General features: G+C 60.9%; 15 protein-coding genes. 11 read left to right on the forward strand and 4 right to left on the reverse strand.

Going from position 1 to position 17,811, the window contains the following annotated elements:
• Nucleotides 1–5 precede the first annotated feature (5 nt).
• Entirely contained in the window at nt 6–1,880 is a 1,875-nt protein-coding gene (locus C4J85_RS05350) for a bifunctional diguanylate cyclase/phosphodiesterase (protein ID WP_124409152.1), read from the reverse strand.
• A 221-nt stretch (nt 1,881–2,101) separates the two neighbouring features.
• Here C4J85_RS05350 and C4J85_RS05355 point away from each other — a divergent pair, with 221 nt between their 5' ends.
• Genes C4J85_RS05355 through C4J85_RS05365 form a run of 3 tightly spaced genes read left to right on the forward strand, consistent with a single transcriptional unit; the run spans nt 2,102 to nt 4,331 of the window.
• Nucleotides 2,102–3,415, forward strand: a complete 1,314-nt coding sequence (locus C4J85_RS05355; protein WP_124365986.1) for an HD domain-containing phosphohydrolase — start codon at nt 2,102–2,104, stop codon at nt 3,413–3,415.
• Nucleotides 3,412–3,825, forward strand: coding sequence for an NUDIX domain-containing protein (locus tag C4J85_RS05360; RefSeq protein WP_124365987.1), 414 nt, complete (start codon nt 3,412–3,414; stop codon nt 3,823–3,825). Before C4J85_RS05355 ends, C4J85_RS05360 begins: the two co-directional genes overlap by 4 nt.
• The gene (locus C4J85_RS05365; RefSeq protein ID WP_124409153.1) at nt 3,822–4,331 is read left to right on the forward strand and encodes a GNAT family N-acetyltransferase; all 510 of its coding nucleotides are present in this window, start codon (nt 3,822–3,824) and stop codon (nt 4,329–4,331) included. The genes C4J85_RS05360 and C4J85_RS05365 overlap by 4 nt, the downstream gene beginning before the upstream one ends.
• A 7-nt stretch (nt 4,332–4,338) precedes the next feature.
• On the opposite strand, the gene C4J85_RS05370 is transcribed toward C4J85_RS05365, so the two are convergent.
• Complete coding sequence (locus tag C4J85_RS05370; protein ID WP_124409154.1) at nt 4,339–8,520, reverse strand: dermonecrotic toxin domain-containing protein; 4,182 nt, start codon at nt 8,518–8,520, stop codon at nt 4,339–4,341.
• A gap of 355 nt (nt 8,521–8,875) precedes the next feature.
• Entirely contained in the window at nt 8,876–9,793 is a 918-nt protein-coding gene (gene metR / locus C4J85_RS05375; RefSeq protein WP_124409155.1) for a transcriptional regulator MetR, read from the reverse strand.
• Between the two features lie 182 nt (nt 9,794–9,975).
• Here metR and C4J85_RS05380 point away from each other — a divergent pair, with 182 nt between their 5' ends.
• From C4J85_RS05380 to C4J85_RS05400, 5 genes are all read left to right on the forward strand, one after another.
• Nucleotides 9,976–10,995: an alpha/beta fold hydrolase gene (locus C4J85_RS05380; RefSeq protein ID WP_124409156.1), complete on the forward strand. Its 1,020-nt coding sequence runs from the start codon at nt 9,976–9,978 to the stop codon at nt 10,993–10,995.
• Nucleotides 10,996–11,051: 56 nt separating this feature from the next.
• On the forward strand, nt 11,052–11,705 hold the full coding sequence (locus C4J85_RS05385) for a DsbA family oxidoreductase (protein WP_124409157.1): 654 nt from the start codon (nt 11,052–11,054) through the stop codon (nt 11,703–11,705).
• A 204-nt stretch (nt 11,706–11,909) separates the two neighbouring features.
• Nucleotides 11,910–12,830 carry an arginase gene (locus tag C4J85_RS05390; protein WP_124365992.1) on the forward strand — a complete coding sequence of 307 codons (921 nt, stop codon included), beginning with the start codon at nt 11,910–11,912 and terminating at the stop codon, nt 12,828–12,830.
• Nucleotides 12,827–13,207: an EamA family transporter gene (locus C4J85_RS05395; protein ID WP_124365993.1), complete on the forward strand. Its 381-nt coding sequence runs from the start codon at nt 12,827–12,829 to the stop codon at nt 13,205–13,207. Before C4J85_RS05390 ends, C4J85_RS05395 begins: the two co-directional genes overlap by 4 nt.
• Nucleotides 13,204–13,608 (forward strand): EamA family transporter, encoded by a 405-nt coding sequence (locus tag C4J85_RS05400; protein WP_124365994.1) that lies wholly within the window; start codon nt 13,204–13,206, stop codon nt 13,606–13,608. Before C4J85_RS05395 ends, C4J85_RS05400 begins: the two co-directional genes overlap by 4 nt.
• A 172-nt stretch (nt 13,609–13,780) precedes the next feature.
• On the opposite strand, the gene C4J85_RS05405 is transcribed toward C4J85_RS05400, so the two are convergent.
• On the reverse strand, nt 13,781–14,536 hold the full coding sequence (locus C4J85_RS05405) for a MipA/OmpV family protein (protein WP_124409158.1): 756 nt from the start codon (nt 14,534–14,536) through the stop codon (nt 13,781–13,783).
• A gap of 231 nt (nt 14,537–14,767) precedes the next feature.
• On the opposite strand from C4J85_RS05405, the gene C4J85_RS05410 reads away from it, so the two are divergent.
• From C4J85_RS05410 to C4J85_RS05420, 3 genes are read left to right on the forward strand one after another with little or no spacing between them, the layout of a single operon-like run.
• The gene (locus C4J85_RS05410) at nt 14,768–15,466 is read left to right on the forward strand and encodes an MtnX-like HAD-IB family phosphatase (protein ID WP_124409159.1); all 699 of its coding nucleotides are present in this window, start codon (nt 14,768–14,770) and stop codon (nt 15,464–15,466) included.
• Entirely contained in the window at nt 15,459–16,853 is a 1,395-nt protein-coding gene (locus tag C4J85_RS05415) for an aspartate aminotransferase family protein (protein WP_124365997.1), read from the forward strand. The genes C4J85_RS05410 and C4J85_RS05415 overlap by 8 nt, the downstream gene beginning before the upstream one ends.
• Complete coding sequence (locus C4J85_RS05420; protein WP_124409160.1) at nt 16,850–17,761, forward strand: carboxylesterase; 912 nt, start codon at nt 16,850–16,852, stop codon at nt 17,759–17,761. The genes C4J85_RS05415 and C4J85_RS05420 overlap by 4 nt, the downstream gene beginning before the upstream one ends.
• Nucleotides 17,762–17,811 lie beyond the last annotated feature (50 nt).

The following is a 17,811-nucleotide window of genomic DNA, read 5'->3' on the forward strand; positions in this document are numbered from 1 at the left end:
TGGGGCTATTGATCGGGCATCAGTGTCGCGCTACCCACCTGCAGCAACTGGACGAAATCCTGCGGCGCCAACGCTTTGCTGAAGAGAAAACCCTGGCCCTCCTCACAGCGCTGGGCTTTGAGGAAATTCAGTTGGTCGAGGGTTTCCACGCCTTCGGCAATTATTTCCAGTTTCAGGCTTTTACCCATGCCGATGATAGCGCTGATCAGTTGTTCGTCCTGACTATTAATACTCAGGCCGTGCACGAAGGATTGGTCGATCTTCAGCACATCGATGGGAAAGCGCCGCAGGTAGCTGAGGCTGGAGTAACCGGTGCCGAAATCATCCAGGGCCAGGCGCACCCCCAGCGCCTTGATCCTTTGCAGGATCGCCACGGTTTCATCGACGTTCTGCATCAGCACGCTTTCGGTAATTTCCAGCTCCAGCAGGGCGGGCGGCAGGCCGGTTTGTTCGAGGATGGCGGCCAGGTTGTCGACGAAGTTGCGTTGGCGAAAGTCGATCGCCGAAATATTCACCGACATGCGCAGCGGCGCCAGGCCCATCTGTCGCCAGGCTTGGGCTTGTGCGCAGGCCTGGCGCAGTACCCACTGGGTCAGGCGCACGATCAGGCCGCTGTCTTCGGCGACCGGAATGAACTCGGCCGGGCTGATCCAGCCGGACCTTGGATGAGACCAGCGTGTCAGTGCCTCCGCGCCGACGATCCGCCCGGATTCCAGCGCAAGCTTGGGCTGGTAGTGCAGCACCAACTCATCGCGCTCCAGCGCCTGGCGCAGCGCGCTCTCCAGGTTTTGCTGGTGCCGGGCGCGCAGGTTCATGTCTTCGGTATAAAAACTGAAGTCGTTCGGGCCGCGTTCCTTGCTGGTGCGCATGGCGGTTTCAGCCTGCTTGATCAACCCCACCGCGTTGGCGCTGTCGTTGGGGTAAACGCTGATCCCAAGGCTCGCGGTCACGCTCAGGTCCTGCCCGGCGACGTGCCGCGTCGCGCTGATGGCATTCAGCACTTTTTGCGCAATGTGCTGGGTTTGCTGGGGGTGCTGGATATCGTTGAGCAGGATCACGAATTCATCGGCGCCGTAGCGAAACACCGAATCAGAGGCCCGTACCGTTGCCACCAGGTTCTGGCTGACCTGCTCGAGCACTTCATCGCCCACCGGGTAGCCCAGGGCATTGTTGATGCGCTTGAAGCGGTCGAGCCCGATAAACATCACCGCCAGTTGCGTGTCATGTCGCCGGCCCAGGGCGATGGCCTGGGTCAGCCGGTCGCCCAGCAGCGTACTGTTGGGCAGCCCGGTGAGGGCGTCGTATTGCAACAGGTGCGAGACCTTGAGCAGTTCCTGCACGCGTTCTTCGATGGTGCGCTCCAGGCTGATCACCTTGAGCGCGGCGTCCTGGGCCAGTTGCCATTTCCACGTCAGGGCGCTGGCCATCTGGCGGATTTCCAGGTGGTCGAACGGCTTTTTCAGGATCAGCAACTGATCGTTGTACTTCAAGCGCGCTTCGATCGCCTCGAAGGAGTAGTCGGAATAGGCCGTGCACAGGGCAATTTGCAGGTTGGGGTCGACGTTCCACAGCTGTTCGATGGTTTGCAGACCGTCCCAACCGGGGGGCATGCGCATGTCGATAAACACCAGCGCATAGGGCGCCTGGGCCTGCAGGGCCTTGTTCACCAGCGCCAACGCTTCCTGGCCCTGGTAGGCGGAGTCCAGCTCGAATGTCTGGCGTACCGGCGCGGCGGTGCCGAAAAGGGCCGACTCCAAGGTGTCCAGGGAGGGCTCGCCGTGCTCGTCGGCGCAGAGGATCTTGCGAAAATCCTGGTGGATCGAAGCCGTGTCATCGACGATCAGGATGCGACGGTTGGCCCGCCCTGATTCCGGGGTCATGGTGCCCTGCGCCTGTGCAGAAGACTCGACGGCATAACGATTCCTTCCCTGGTTTTACAATCAAAGGGGTGTGAACATGCAGTGACAGCATAGCTGAGCTCCCTTGATATCGACGGCCAGTTGGCGTCAAATCAACAGCATTTTCGCGCTGCTGGCCTGGATCGGCACGGCGCACCGGTTCAATTGAGCTTCACATCGTTTAATTTGAAGGCAGAGTCGCCATGGATGAACAACTCGCTACGAAGTCCGCTGTGCTGCTGGTCGATGATGAAGAGTCGATCCTCAACAGCCTGCGCCGCCTGTTGCGCAACCAGCCTTACGAGGTGGTGTTGGCCACCAGCGGCGCCCAGGCGCTGGAAATCATGGCAACCCGGCCCATCGACCTGGTGATGAGCGATGCGCGCATGCCCGGTATGGACGGGGCCACGCTGTTGGCGCAAGTCCACCGCCTGTACCCGGCCACCGGCCGCATCCTGCTCACCGGTTACGCCGACCTGACCACCATCGTCAAGGCGATCAACGACGGGCAGATTCACCGCTACATCAGCAAACCCTGGAATGACGAAGAGTTGCAGCTGGTCTTGCAGCAGACCCTCGAACATCAGCGGCTTGAACGCCTTGCGCGGGAGCAGAACGACCAGCTCAAAGCGCTGAACGCCACGCTGGAAAAGCGTGTGACGGCGCGTACCGCCGAACTGCAACAGACCGCCGACATGCTCGACCTGGCCTACGACGAGCTCAAGCGCAGCTACGTGACCGGTACCGAAGTGTTTTCGTTGCTGGCCAACCTGCGGCTGCCCAAGGACAAGCAGACCAACCGCGCGTTGATCGAATTGATCCGCGTGTACTGCGCCGCCCAGGTCATGGATGAAGCCAGCACCCGCGACCTGACCATGGCTGCGGCGCTGTACAACATCGGCAAACTGAGCTGGACCGACAGCATGATGGTTGCGCCGTCCGACAAGCTGTACAGCACCGACCGCGCGCTGTATCGCGAATACCCGACCCAGAGCGAGTCGCTGTTGATGACCCTGGAGCCGATGAAGGACGCCGCACGGATCATTCGTCATCACCAGGAGCGTTGGGATGGCTCGGGGTTTCCCGACCACCTCAAGGGCGAGGCGATCCCGGCGGGTTCACGGCTGCTGAAACTGGCCGTGGACTTCATCGAGCTGCAAAAAGGCCTGATCCTGGAGCGGCACCTGAACAGCGACGAAGCGTTGCTGTATATCCGCAAGTACGCCGGGCGCCTTTACGACCCGGAGTTGGTCGAGGATTTTGTGCAGGCCTGCGCCACCTTCCTCAGCGACGTGACCCTGGGCGACCCCACGGTCAAAGTCCTCACCACCCGCGAACTTGAAGACGGCATGGTCCTGGCGCGCAACCTCAACGCCGACAACGGCATGCTTCTGCTCAACGCCGGCAAGGTGCTGAACCTGCCGCTGGTGGACAAGCTGATCGCGTTCGAGTCGATGGAGGGCGCAAAATACAGCGTATTTATCAAACAACCCGACGAGATAACGATTCCCACATGAGCCCTTCAATTATCCGCATCGCTGCCGCGGTCCTGATCGACAAACACGGCCAGACCTTGCTGGTGCGCAAACGCGGGACCCTGGCTTTCATGCAGCCCGGCGGCAAGATTGACGCTGGCGAACAACCGGTCGAGGCGCTGGCCCGCGAGCTGCGGGAAGAACTGAACCTGCATATCGATCCGGCACAAGCGGTGTACCTCGGGCAGTTCTCTGGGCCTGCGGCCAACGAGCCGGGCTTCACCGTGCAGGCCGACATGTTCCAGCTGCACATCGACGTGGCGGTGTCCCCGGCCGCTGAAATTGAAGAAATACGCTGGATCGACCCCATGGGCGACGGCGGCCTGCCATTGGCGCCGCTGAGCCGTGACCAGATCCTGCCGCTCTACCGCGCGTCGCTGCTCGGCGCATGACGATTCGCCCACTCAACGCCTGCGATGCCGAGGCCTATCGGGCATTGATGCTCGAGGCCTATGATGTTTATCCCCAGGCGTTCACCTCCAGCGTCGCCGAGCGCGCAGCGATGCCGTTGAGTTGGTGGCAAAAGCGCCTGGACGGTGCGTTGGACCGTTTGCTCGGCGCATATGCCGGCGACGCACTGGTCGGCATCGTCGGCCTGGCGTTCGAGCCTCGGGAGAAAGCGCGGCACAAGGTGACGTTGTTCGGCATGTACGTGACTGCAGCCCATCAACGCAACGGCCTGGGCCGCCGGTTGGTGCAGGCGGCACTCTACCAGGCACGCGAGCACCCGCACCTCAAGGTGGTCCAACTGACCGTCACCGCCGGCAATGACGCCGCCTTTGCGTTGTACCGGCACTGCGGCTTTATCCAGTACGGCCTGGAACCGTTGGCGGTGCGGGTGGGCCTGGACTACTTCGACAAGATCCACATGTGGCGTGAGCTGCGCGGCGAGGGTTAAGGGGGCATTACATTCCCCAGGCGACCGACCGGGTATCGTGATAATCAAAGATACCTCGGAGTACGAAGACATCTTTGCCATCCTCTTTTGCGGTGCGCTCAATGGCCACCCGCCATCGACCACGGCCCGCGCCTGCCTCTATCTGGGGTAAATCAGTATAGGTGTAGTTGCCGATTTTTTTGCGGCTGACACGACCTGCCTGAATGTCCTGAGTGATCTGCTCGAGTTTGTTTCTCGCACTCTCTGATAGCAGCGGGCTTTGCGCTTCTAACAACTCGTCCTGCTTCACGATGTTGACCGCGGGGTCTCGGGCCGTTGGGGGAGCCGGGGAAGGTGTCGGTGCAGGGGATGGTTTTTCAATTTTTTTGATGGGTACACGGGGGGCGTCAAACTCTAAAGACGCTGAAAACCGAGGGAGGTTATTTTCAAAATCCGTGACGGCGACACTGTCGATCATTCTTACGCCAGACTCACCACTCTTGTATGTACCGCGTGACATGGCGACATAGGGAATGCCGGATTTTTTAAAGTCCTCGGCGTAGGAGACCACGCCAAGTTCCTTGAGCTTTTCCTTGAATTTTATTGTTCTGAACAGGGTTAAGGATTTTTGTACTTCAGGGTTCGACAAAAGCGATTCCAGCGCCTCTTCGCGCGTAATTTTATTATCGGTAGCTATTCGGGTAAGCGTTTGTTGGCGTCCTTTTTCGTTTAGAAACGCCTTGAGCGAATCCGATGACCAAGTTGAAAGTTTATAATTTTCATCAAATTTATCCAGGCTCTTCATCTGCTTGGGTGTGATCGCATAACCTACAAACTGTGCGTTTGTGTCGGGGTCCTGAATTCTAATGGAGGCTCGGATTTCTTTTGAAAAGTTATCGTTTTTGCCAATTAGTCTTTTTATTTTTTTAAATAATTTATCTTTGTCCAACGGGAGCAGGGGAGGGACCAGGTTCGAGGTTGATCTGTTTATGTGGACATAGATGTCCGTCTCCGAATGCAGCCTCAACAATGCGTCACGTAATTCATTTTTGGCGCGTGGGCTTAAATTCCGCTGCCCCGAGACCCTGCGACGAAAGGTGGCTTCGTCGATATTACCCATCTGCTCTCGTGCGTTCGCCAGCAGTGTTCGCTTCTGTGGCTCCGTCATTTCTTTAATGAGGGGTTCGAAATACCTTAACTGCTCATCTGTTGAGTAGATACCAAGCGCCGCGATCAGGTCGGCATCGACTTGCTGTTCAGGCGTGAGCCCGCGCAGCATGCCCATCACCGTGCCGCCGCCCGCTGTCGTGCGTTCGAAACGTGGCTTCCAGCTTTTTGCGTCGCCCGGCACCACCATAAAGTTCGCGCTGTTTCCTGCCGGGTCTTTTACATAGCGCGCACCGTCTTCGACAAAGGACTGAAACAGGTGATAACGCCCGCCTTCGTCCCTCATCGCGATCAGTTGATTATTGTGTTTGTCAAAAAAACACGGGGCGTTGCCCGATGTGCGCCACAGCGTGTAGTGGTTCGCCTGGGCAAATTCTTCCACATCAAAGAATGCGTCGATCGGTTGGGGCAACCGATACGCGGCAACATCGACCCAGGCCGGCTCCAACGGCCGGATCGAAGCCTTTGTGACCGCGATGTGTGCCCTGTGGTGGGTGCCGATTTTTCGGACCAGCCCCGGCATACGGCGGCCCAGTTGTCTGGTCAGGCCTAGCCCTTTCTCTATGCCCCTGCGCACAAACGTCTGTGCGGCCTTGCCGGGCACCAGGCCGATAAAAAGATCGGCCACTTCAATGCCGAACATAAAGGCGTTTACGGTGGACTCGCGGGAAATCTGCGCATTGCTGCGTGAACGGAAAGCGGCATGCGCGAGTTGAAACCCAAGCTGCACCAGATACAAATACGCGTGAAAATTGCCGGTTATCGTTGTTAAGGCATAGCGGTGCACGCCGCGTGTGTCGCTGAAGATCCGTGAGCGCTCGTGCGCATCGTTAGTGGCCATGCGCGCGCTGAAGTAGGCTCGCCATTGCGGTTTTGCCTTCAGCGCGTCCAGCTCTCTCAGGCCGTTGGCCAGTTCCCTGAACGGCGCTCCATCCGGGGCATCCGGCGTATACAGCACGCAGACGCCGCCAGGCGTGGTGCCTTTTCGCTGAATGATCAACACGCCGTTGATCACTTGCCCCCCTCGGCCTTCATCCAGTGCGCCGCCCATCACCAACAGGTTCACGTCGATCTCGGACGCGCTGACCCGGGGGCGTTCTGTGGAATCGGGGTACTCGACCACCGCCTTTATCCAGTCAAGCCCGCTCCCGGGCGTCTTGAATATAAACAGCTTGTGAACATCGGGATTCAGCCGGCTCTCCAGGGCGTCCTTGTGCATTTTCGCCGCGTTGGCGCGCTGCCAGGCGGTGGCGAAGCTGTTGCCTTCGCTGCCCTGCGCAAAGGTTGACCTCAGGTACTCGGCGTATTTTCCTCCAATGTCGGCTTCTTGGGCGAGCGCGCGTAAATCCGAATCGCCAAGCGTGCCCTTGGTGTTGCCGTCGGTATCGACAAGGGTGGCGGTGGCGCTGATGGTTCTGTGGAAGTCATGCGCGGACCATGGGTCGACGTTGCGCTGGGCGTAACTGCCCAGTGTGCGCAGGTCTATGACGACCCGGCTCTTCCAGGTGCCACGGGTCAGTGTCTGGCCTTCCAGAAACCGTGGGATGTTTATTTTTTCATCGGCGGTGATGTAAACGACCGAGGTGTTCTCGTCGCGATACCCCGTCAACTCCACCGGCAGGGAGGAGGACAGACGCAGACGAACCAGGCTTTTATACGGGGCAATATCCACGTCGGCATAGGCCGGTTTCAGTTGTTTCAGGATCTTGTCTGTGTGTTCGAGTGAAAACGCTTCCAGTGTCTGAACCTTTTCAAGAAAAGGCATGAGCGCCGCATTGCTGTCACTCATCGCCTGTTCCAATTGCCTGTAGCGGGCCTGGTCGTGCGCGTCGGCAGTTTTCAGCCACTCGGGTTCGCGCACCTCTATCAGGCGCAGATTACGTGTGACAAAGGCATCGGCGATGTCCAGATACTGGGTGGTGTCCGCCGCCAGATCGAGTTCGCCGGCCACCGGCAATGTTTCCTTGCGCAGGGCTTCGCGCACAGCAAAATATTGTCGAATTCGTACTGAGCGAACACAGTGCGCCACGATATCGGCCTCTATCGTTGGCGGGCTTGCGGCCAGCACGGGCAAACCGGGCAGCCCTGCGCGGGCCGTTTTCGACAGGCTTGCGAGCAGGCGCTTGCCGGCCGGGCCGCCTTCGCGTATGCGCGCCGCCACGGCTTGATTCAAACGGTCCAGGTTTTCATATTCCTCAAACGCCTCGCCCGGGCTGTACAGCATCACGCTGCCCGTAGGCGGAGTCTTGCCCGTGGCGTTGAGGATGAATGCGGCGGCGAGCTCACTGCCGTCCTCCAGCATCAGTCGGTATACCGCGGGCCTGTCGTCGATGGCGAAGGCCTTTTCCCGCGCCGCCGCAGTGGGGTACTTGAGCACATTGTCGGCCAGTGTCCGCCCGGCCGCCGATAACGTGCCATCCACCGTGCGCAGCGCCAGTTGATGGGCCAGCACCTGGCGACGCAAGGCAATCAGTTGTTCCTCCGGGTCGGGTTGGTCGTCCTCGGCGGTGTCCCAGAACGCGTTCAGACTTTGGATGACGGCGATTTCCGTCGAGCCGGCCAGCTGCGCCGCCGTGCCGTTTGAAGACAGGTGCTTGTCCGCGTCCAGTGTGTTGGGTTCCCGGTAGAAGGCACCGCTCTGTTGGGTCAAATAGGTGCCGCCGTCTGTCGCGCGCAACCGAGTGAGCAACGACCCCAACGGTTCGCTGGACAAGAGTTGCCGTTGCCCCTCCTGGTCCTCTCGGTAACGGCTGTAAAAGATCTGGTTGGCGTTGATGGGCCGGGGCGAATGGGGAAAGGCTTCAGTCAATTTATGCTGATACACCCTGCCCAGGCTTGGCTGTGCCTGTATCAGGTCGTTGGTTTGGACGTTGAGTTTGGCGAGCTCGCCGATGAGGTGCTCCTGCTGGTCCTCGGTCGAAGACGCCGGGGGAACCACAGGCAACGTCACAGGCTGAAAAGTGACGAGAGGCTTGTCTTTGGCCTGGATCGGTTGTGGATCGTCACCCTGTCGGGCTGGGGAAGAAGGCAATGAAGTGTGCATGCGCGAACCCTTACTAAAGGGCGCAGGTTGAGCGAGGGTGCCGTGCGCCCGGATGAATGTGAGGGTCGAGTGTAGGCGCGGCGCCAAGGGGCCCAGCGGTGCATGTGTCTCGGACAGCCGAGCCTAAGCGAGGTGCCGAGTGGTGGGGCAAGAGCGTTTTGCTTACGTTGGGGCTTTTTGTACTGATCCAGCATCCTGGTCGGCTGTCAGGCCGTAATCGGGGGCAAGCCCCCTCCCACATTTAGGTCGCGGGGTATCAGTTAGAGAGGCTTCGGCTCCTGAGCCGTCACTGGTTCAGAGCCGTGCCAAAGTTGTGTAGATACCCATGCAGGTAACGGGAGGCCTGTCGCGGGCCTCAGCGCACCGCACTCACGCCATCGAGCGTCGAAAATGAGGTGTCCTTGGCCGTCAGCAAGAAGTCACGCATGTACGGCGCATCCAGCATGTCCGCCCGAATCCCCGCATACAGCGTGGCGAACAAACCTTTCTCGCCCAGCCGCTTGGCCTTCACATAACCACGTGAGCTGTACTCGTGCAGCGCCCAATGGGGCATGCCGCACACGCCACGGCCGCTGGCCACCAGTTGCATCATCATCACCGTGAGTTCCGAGGTGCGCACCTGGGCGGGTTCCACGTCGGCCGGCTCCAGAAAGCGGGTGAAGATGTCCAGGCGATCACGCTCCACCGGGTAGGTGATCAGGGTTTGCGTCAGCAGGTCTTGCGGCACGATGTAGGATTTATTCGCCAGCGAGTGCTGATTGGCCACGGCGAGCATGGCTTCGTAGGTGAACAGCGGCACATAAGTGATGCCCGGCAGCTCCAGCGGGTCGGAGGTCACCACCAGGTCGAGGTCGCCACGGGCCAGGGCCGGCAGCGGCGCGAAGGCAAAGCCCGAGGCCAGGTCGAGCTCGACTTCGGGCCAGGCGTCGCGGAACTGGTCGATGGTCGGCATCAGCCACTGGAAGCAGCTGTGGCATTCGATGGCCATGTGCAGGCGCCCGGCGGTGCCGCCGGCCAGGCGTGCGATGTCGCGCTCGGCGCCGCGCAGCAGGGGCAGGGTGGCGTCCGCCAGTTGCAGCAGGCGCAGGCCGGCGCTGGTGAAACGCACCGGTTTGGTCTTGCGCACGAACAGCGGCATGCCCAGGCGCTCTTCGAGTTCCTTGAATTGGTGAGACAGCGCGGACTGGGTCAGGTGCAGGCGCTCGGCCGCCTCCACCAGGCTGTCGGCTTCGCGCAGGGCGTGCAGGGTCTTGAGGTGACGGATCTCGAGCACGGGCTCTCCATGAATACAATTTGTGACGAAGCACAATGGCGTGAGTTTGTCTCATGTTGCAGCGCATGTCGACCAGGACCGCCTGGCACTCTTCATCAAACTGTCATCGAACTGTGGCAGCGCGCTTGAACAAACTTCATCAGACTCGCGCTCTACTGGGGTTCTGCGTTTCGGTGTTTTTCATGCGCGTGTTGCTTTTACTGGCCGCTCTGTTGTTCGGCCTGCCGTCTTTTGCGGCTTCTCGATGTGACGTCAATGTCCCGACCCAAACGGTCGACCTGGCTCAGGTAAGCATCGCCTACCAGAGTATCGGGCGTGCGTCCGACCCTGCCTTGCTGCTGGTGATGGGCCTGGGCGGGCAGTTGATCCACTGGCCTGACGAAGTGGTTGTCGCCCTGTGCCAGCAAGGTTTTCGGGTAATCCGCTACGACAACCGCGATGTTGGCCTGTCCACTTGGCGCCAGGCACCGGCCAGCGCCAACCTGACTTTCGAGGTGCTGCGCTACAAGCTCGGCCTGCCGGTGGCGACGCCTTACACGCTGACCGACATGGCCGACGATGCCTTGGGCTTGATGGACGCATTGCAGGTCCGGCAATTTCACGTGCTGGGGGCGAGCATGGGCGGCATGATCGCCCAGCACCTGGCGGCGATGGCGCCGCAGCGGGTGGAAAGCCTGACCCTGATCATGACCAGCTCCGGCGCCGAAGGCCTGCCGGCCCCGAATGCGGCACTGGTGCAGTTGCTGTCGCGGCGCAGCGCGCCTAATCGTGAGGTGGCGTTGGAACAGCAGGCGGATTTGCTTGCGGCACTGGGCAGCCCGAATGTGCAGGACGATCGCCAGGCATTGCTGCATCAGGCGGCGCTGTCCTATGACCGTGCGTTCAACCCCGAAGGCGTGAAGCGCCAGATCATGGCGATCCTCGCCGAGCCGAGCCGCGTGCCGTTGCTCAACCAGCTGCGGGTGCCGACCCTGGTGGTTCATGGCACCGCCGACCCGTTGCTGCCGGTGATGCACGGCGTTCATCTGGCCGCGCATATCCAGGGCAGCCAGTTGAAATTGATTCCAGGCCTGGCCCACCGTTTCCAGGAAGCGTTCAAGGCGCCGTTGCTGGCGGCGGTGCTGCCTTACCTGCAAGCCCATCGCGAAGATACCGCGCACTGGGCGCAGATCGACCTGGGCGCGCCTTCGAAGCTGCTGTGAAGGTGGTGTATCGTGTCGCTTTTGCGGCGCATTAATGCCAGCGAGGTGGCCTGCCCATGAGTACTCCCCTGAAAATCGATTTCATCAGCGACGTGTCTTGCCCCTGGTGCATCATCGGCCTGCGCGGCTTGACCGAGGCCCTTGATGAGCTTGGCGCCGAGGTGCAGGCCGAGATTCATTTCCAGCCGTTCGAATTGAACCCGAACATGCCCGCCGACGGGCAAAACATCGTGGAACATATCACTGAGAAATACGGCTCCAGCGCCGAAGAGTCCCAGGCCAACCGCGAGCGCATTCGCGACATGGGCGCCGCGTTGGGCTTTGCCTTTCGCACCGATGGCCAGAGCCGCATCTACAACACCTTCGATGCGCACCGCCTGTTGCATTGGGCCGGGTTGGAAGGCTTGCAATACAACCTCAAGGAGGCGCTGTTCAAAGCCTATTTCACCGACGGCCAGGACCCCTCCGACCACGCGACCCTGGCGATCATCGCTGAAAGCGTCGGCCTGGACCTCAAGCGCGCCGCCGAGATTCTCGCCAGCGACGAATATGCAGCAGAGGTGCGTGAGCAGGAGAAGCTGTGGATCACCCGTGGCGTGACCTCGGTGCCGACCATCGTGTTCAACGACCAGTATGCCGTGAGCGGTGGGCAGCCGGCTGAGGCATTTGTTGGGGCGATTCGTCAGATCATCGCCGAAGCCAAGCAGTAAGCACAATGTGGGAGGGGGCTTGCTCCCGATAGCGGTGTATCAGTCAGCACATGTATTGCCTGATGCACCGTCATCGGGAGCAAGCCCCCTCCCACATTGGTTTTGTGTAGGTCCCGATATATCCCCTGGCCCATCCCTTGCATTGACCCCCTGAAGCCCACCCGGCCTGCGGTTGGGCGCTGCCATTAGGGATGAAATACTGCCTTGAATATTCTTGACCTCGACCACAGCCTCACCGCTCAGGCGCCGATTGCCCAGCGGTTGGCCAGCGGCCGGGCCACGCGCCTGGATCTGCTGGACCTGGGCCCGAAACTGCGCCTGTGGTCCACCGAAAAAACCTGGAAACGTTTCGTCGAGCGCCTGGCCCAGCGGCCACGGCCCAGGGATGCGCGCCCGGAAATCCTGTTCGTCGGCTCCGGCGACTATCACCACCTCACGCCGGCGTTTCTCGCCGACTTGAAAGAACCCATCAGCCTGATCCACTTCGACAACCACCCCGACTGGGTGCGCTTTGCGCCCAAGCGCCACTGTGGTTCGTGGGTCAACCGCGCGCTGAAAATGCCGGCGATCAAACGCATCGTCACCCTGGGCCCTTGCAGTGACGACCTGCATAACCCGCAACTGCGCGGCGGTAACCTCGGCGCCCTCAAGCGCGGGCAGTTGCAGTTGTTCCCCTGGCAGCACCCGCCCTCGAAAGTCTGGGGCCGGGTTGGCGATGGCGCCGGGCACCGACAGCAGGAAAATCACCTGCACTGGCGCAACCTGGCGGAGCTGGACTGGACCACGTTCCTGGACCAGATGATCGCCAGCCTGCCCACCGACGCGGTCTGGATCACCCTCGACAAAGACGTGCTCGCCAGTGAAGACGCCGCCACCAACTGGGACCAGGGCGGCATGCGCCTGAGCCACTTGCTCCAGGCCCTGCGGGCGTTGGCCGCGCATAAACGCATCATCGGCATCGACGTGTGCGGCGAGTTCGCCGCGCCGGCCTTCAGCAACGCGTTCAAGCGCTGGGAAGCCAAGTCCGACCAGCCACCGCCCGAGCGTTGGAGCGCGCAGGATTTGCAGCGCAATGCCGCGACCAATGCGGCGCTGATCGATCTGTTCGAGGAGTTGTTCCCGTGAGCCTGACCGTGGTGATGTTGCTGGCGCTTTCCATCGTGCTCGATGTGATCGGCCAGTTGTGTTTCAAGCTGGGCGTGGACCGTCTGCCGCAACTCGATGGCGGTTTCCGTCTGCGCGCGTTCTGGGGCCAGGTGTTCAATGCGCCGCTGCTCTGGGCCGGCATCGGGGCCTATGTCATCGAGTTTTTCGTCTGGCTCGAAGCCTTGTCCCGTGCGCCATTGAGCCTGCTGTTTCCGCTGGCGGCGTTGGCCTATTGCCTGGTGGTGCTGGCGGGCAGGGTAGTGCTCAAGGAAACCGTCAGCCGACGGCGTTGGCTGGGCACGCTGGTGATTACGGTTGGGGTGATGTTGGTGGCGATTGCGGGGGGCCAGGCATGAGTACGCAAACCGTCGACACGGGCTGGTTGCATGGGCGGCTTGGCACGCTGGTGCTGTGGGCGCTGTTGATCGCCACTGAAAGTGCCGGGCAGTTGTTTACCAAGGTGGCCGGTGATCAATTGGGGCAGATGGATTTTACCTGGCAGTGGCTGGCGGATGTCGCGCGCAACCCGGGGATTCTGGCGGCGATTGCCAGTTATATCAGCGCGTTTTTCGTGTGGATGCTGATCCTGCGGCGCAGCAGTCTGTCGTTGGCCTTCCCGTTGAGTTCGCTGGTGTTCGTGGCGGTGTTGCTGGGGTCTTGGCTGGGGTTGGGGGAGCACATCAGCCCGCTGCATTGGGTGGGCGTTGTGGTGATTATTGCAGGCATCGCGTTGCTGGCCGAGGGCGAAGAAAACTGAAACACGATCCCATGTGGGAGGGGGCTTGCCCTAATGCCTGTCAGTTAGGGCTTTTTGTAGGAGCGAGCTTGCTCGCGAAGAACGTCAACGATAACGCAGCGAATCTGGTTTAACGCGGCGTTCTCAGGTTTTTCGCGAGCAAGCTCGCTCCTACAGTAAACCCCTCCCACATTTAATCGAATGTGTAGCTGATCGCCGTCTGCACCTGGCCCTGGTTCACCTCGCCGGCTTGCCTGACGATGCTGCTGTTGGCCGCCGAGCCGACCAGGTGCACCCAACTCGCGCTGGTCAGCAATGACCAGTTGCGCGCCAGGGGGAACTGGAAGCTCTGGCTCAAGGTGACGTTCTGGAAACCGCCACTGGCGTTATAGGCCTTGAACCCCGTGGCGGCCGCCTCGTTATCGTCCACCCCGAAAAACGTCTGGTTCTGGCGCGCGTCGGCAAAGTGCGCCACCAGGCCGCTGCTGCCGATAATCCCACCGCCCAGCGGGTAACCGAGTTCACCGCCGACCTTGCCCAGCACCCCGCTCTGGGAATGACCACCGCCCACGGCCTGGCCCAGCTGCGCGTAGACCCGCCAGAAATCGGCCGGCGCGTACTGGACGAAACCGCCGATCTCGGCCATGTCCGACACATTGCGCAGGCCTTGCAGCGCGCCGTTGGAGGTACGGCCCGACAAATAATTGATGTACGGGCCGGCAGTGAGGCCGTGGGCGTTCAATGCGCTCCAGGTCAAGCCGTCATCGGTGCTCAGGCTGACGTCGCCCCAGTCCAGGTCCAGGTAGGGCACGGGGCGGGTTTCATAGCGGCTGCCGGTCGGGTCGTGGGGTTGGTAGCTGACGCCTGCGCCGACGTCTCCGGTGATGCCACCGGCCTGGGCGCTCAGGCTCAGCAGTCCGACGAGCGCAGCGCATGTGATCCTTAACATGGTCACAGTTCCTGATGAGTGAACAGGCGCGCATGAACGCGCAAACCCTGGCGCCTGCGCAAGCACTCATCTTGTTTGTAGCAAGCTACAAAAATTGTAGCTTGCGGCGCACCTGTCGCCCGGAATATCCGGCAAACCCCCAGCCCCGCTGGGCGTTGACCAATTGGCACGCTCCCTGCTCTACCGGTAAGGCAAGCGCATACAGCGCGCCTCTTTCCAAAGGTAGACGCAATGATTCAATGGCATATCGTGTGTGACTTCGACGGGACCATCACCCCCACCGATGTCATCGACAACGTCCTCCAACGCTTCGCCGGCCCCGAATGGGAAACCATCGAACAGGAATGGCTGGACGGGCATATCGGCTCACGCGAATGCCTGAGCCGCCAACTGGCGCTGATCAAGGCGACCCCGAGCGAGTTGCTGGCCTATTTCGATAGCGTCGAGATCGACCCGGACTTTCCGGACTTCGTCGATCACGTCATGGGCCTGGGCGCGACCATCGAAGTGGTCAGCGACGGCATCGAGCAGGGCATCGCGCGCATTCTGTCGCGCAACTACGTGACCTTGCTGCCGATCCTCGCCAACCGTCTGCGCCAGGTCGACCAGAACAGCTGGCGCATCGGCTTCCCGTATGCCAGCGATGCCTGCCGCGCCGCTTCCGGCAACTGCAAATGCAAATCCACGCCGCGCAACAAGCGCGTGCTGGTGATCGGCGACGGCAAGTCCGATATGTGCGTGGCCTCCACCGCCGACTTCGTGTTCGCCAAGGGCAGCCTCGCCGAGTATTGCGTCGCCCACCAGATTCCCCACGCGCGCTTCGACACCTTTGCCGAAGTGCCCGCATTGCTGGCGCAACTGCCACAAGGCATCGCCGCCAACGCCACATCCTTTACTGCCGACACTCAGGAAATTTTCCATCATGTCTGATATCCGTATCGCTACCACTGAAGACCAGATCCTTCTGGATAAGGAAGCCAAGTACTGCTCCTACGGCGACACCGTGCATTACATCGAGCCGCCGCGTATTTTCAGCCGTTGCGAAGGTTCCTACGTGTGGGACACCGAAGACCAGGCTTACCTCGACCTGCAGATGTGGTACTCGGCCGTCAACTTCGGCTACGCCAACCCGCGCCTGAACAACGCATTGAAACAACAGATCGACACCCTGCCGCAGATTGCCAGCCAGTACCTGCACAAGGGCAAGATCGAGCTGTCGGAAATGATCGCGGTGGACGCCAAGAACAAGTTCGGCCTCGACGGTCGCGTGCACTTCAACGTCGGTGGTTCGCAGTCGATTGAAGACTCGTTGAAAGTGGTGCGTAACGCGTCCAACGGCAAGAGCCTGATGTTCGCCTTCGAAGGCGGCTACCACGGGCGCACCCTCGGCGCCTCGTCGATCACCTCCAGCTTCCGCTACCGTCGCCGCTATGGCCACTTTGGCGAGCGCGCCAACTTCATCCCGTTCCCTTATCACTTCCGTGGCCCGAAGGGCATGACCAAGGAAGAGTACGGCAGCCACTGTGTGCAGCAATTTGCGCGGTTGTTCGAGACTGAATACAACGGCGTCTGGGACCCGAAGACCAACCAGTGCGAATACGCGGCGTTCTACGTCGAGCCGATCCAGGGCACCGGCGGTTACGTGATCCCGCCGATGAACTTCTATCGCGAACTCAAGCATGTGCTGGACCAGCACGGCATTTTGATGGTGTCCGATGAAATCCAGATGGGTTTCTACCGCACCGGCAAACTGTGGTCGATCGAACACTTCGACGTGCAGCCGGACGTGATCGTGTTCGGCAAAGCGCTGACCAACGGCCTCAACCCGCTGGGGGGCATCTGGGCCCGTGAAGAGTTGATCAACCCGAAAATCTTCCCGCCAGGTTCGACCCACTCCACCTTCGCTTCCAACCCATTGGGTACGGCGGTCGGCCTGGAAATGTTCAAGATGACCAGCGAAGTCGACTACGGCGCAATGGTCATGGCCAAGGGCAAATACTTCCTTGAAGGCCTGCAGGACTTGCAGAAACGTTTTCCGATCATCGGCGACGTCGACGGCCTGGGCCTGGCGCTGCGCTGCGAAATCTGCGGCCCGGACGGCTTCACCCCAGACAAGGCAACCCTGGACTACATGGTCGAGGAGGGCATGAAAGGCGACATGCTGGTGGATGGCCAGAAGCTCGGTCTGATCCTCGACGTGGGCGGCTACTACAAGAACGTGATCACCCTGGCGCCGTCCCTGGAAATCAGCTACCCGGAAATCGAGCTGGGCCTGAAGCTGCTCGAGCAACTGCTGGTGCGAGCGACCACACGGTGAGTGTCGGCGAGATCGACCTCGGTGAAGGTGATGCCGGCTTCGTTCTCGGTGAAGGTCCGGTCGGGATCCTGTTGATCCACGGCCTGACCGGCACCCCGACGGAATTGCGCCAGGTCGCCAGGGGGCTGGTCAAGGCGGGCAACTGCACGGTGTACGTGCCCACCCTGGCCGGGCACTGCGGTGATAACAGCGACTTGCAGGCCACCGGCTGGCGGGACTGGTACGAAGGGGTGCGCAAGACCTTCGTACAGATCGAGCGGCGTCACGCGCAAGTGTTCGTTGGCGGCTTGTCCATGGGCGCGGTGATGTCGATGTATGTGGCTGCCGAACACCCTGGGCGGGTTGCCGGGCTGCTGATGTATTCCACCACCTTGAAGTACGACGGCTGGAGCATCAACAAACTGGCGTTTCTCACGCCGTTGCTGATGAAGATTCCGTTCGGCGTGCACCTGTGCAGCTTCGAAGAAAAGCCGCCCTACGGCATCAAGAACGAACGCCTGCGGGCCGTCGTCGAGCGGCAGATGAAGCAAGGCGAGAGCAGCGAGGCGGGGTTGTTGACCATGGAAGGTATCACCGTGCGCGAGTTGCACCGCCTGAACGCCGTGGTCAGGAAACGCATGCCCGAGGTCAAGGTACCGACGCTGGTGCTGCACTCCATCGAGGACGACATCACCAGCCGCTGGAACGCCGATTACGTGGAGCGCCACCTCGGTGGCCCGGTGACCAAGATCCTGCTGGATAACTGCTACCACATGATCACCGTCGACCTGCAATACCGCCGGGTCATCGAGTTGAGCGCCGAGTTTATCGAGCAGCGCATTCGGTCCGTCGAACCTGAGCTGTTGTGGCGAGGGAGCTTGCTCCCGCTGGGCAGCGAAGCTGCCCTGAAACCGGCGGCCTCTTTTTAGCTGGAAGAACTCACTGCTGTTGAGGGGGCTGCTTCGCAGCCCAGCGGGAG

It is taken from the genome of Pseudomonas sp. R4-34-07 (assembly GCF_003852375.1).
Taxonomy (GTDB): domain Bacteria; phylum Pseudomonadota; class Gammaproteobacteria; order Pseudomonadales; family Pseudomonadaceae; genus Aquipseudomonas.

Coding starts and splice junctions, on each gene's coding strand:
- C4J85_RS05410 (WP_124409159.1), top strand. CDS start 14,768: ATGATTCAATGGCATATCGTGTGTGACTTCGACGGGACCATCACCCCC.
- C4J85_RS05365 (WP_124409153.1), top strand. CDS start 3,822: ATGACGATTCGCCCACTCAACGCCTGCGATGCCGAGGCCTATCGGGCA.
- C4J85_RS05415 (WP_124365997.1), top strand. CDS start 15,459: ATGTCTGATATCCGTATCGCTACCACTGAAGACCAGATCCTTCTGGAT.
- C4J85_RS05355 (WP_124365986.1), top strand. CDS start 2,102: ATGGATGAACAACTCGCTACGAAGTCCGCTGTGCTGCTGGTCGATGAT.
- C4J85_RS05350 (WP_124409152.1), bottom strand. CDS start 1,880: ATGACCCCGGAATCAGGGCGGGCCAACCGTCGCATCCTGATCGTCGAT.
- C4J85_RS05380 (WP_124409156.1), top strand. CDS start 9,976: ATGCGCGTGTTGCTTTTACTGGCCGCTCTGTTGTTCGGCCTGCCGTCT.
- C4J85_RS05400 (WP_124365994.1), top strand. CDS start 13,204: ATGAGTACGCAAACCGTCGACACGGGCTGGTTGCATGGGCGGCTTGGC.
- C4J85_RS05370 (WP_124409154.1), bottom strand. CDS start 8,520: ATGCACACTTCATTGCCTTCTTCCCCAGCCCGACAGGGTGACGATCCA.
- C4J85_RS05385 (WP_124409157.1), top strand. CDS start 11,052: ATGAGTACTCCCCTGAAAATCGATTTCATCAGCGACGTGTCTTGCCCC.
- C4J85_RS05405 (WP_124409158.1), bottom strand. CDS start 14,536: ATGTTAAGGATCACATGCGCTGCGCTCGTCGGACTGCTGAGCCTGAGC.
- C4J85_RS05360 (WP_124365987.1), top strand. CDS start 3,412: ATGAGCCCTTCAATTATCCGCATCGCTGCCGCGGTCCTGATCGACAAA.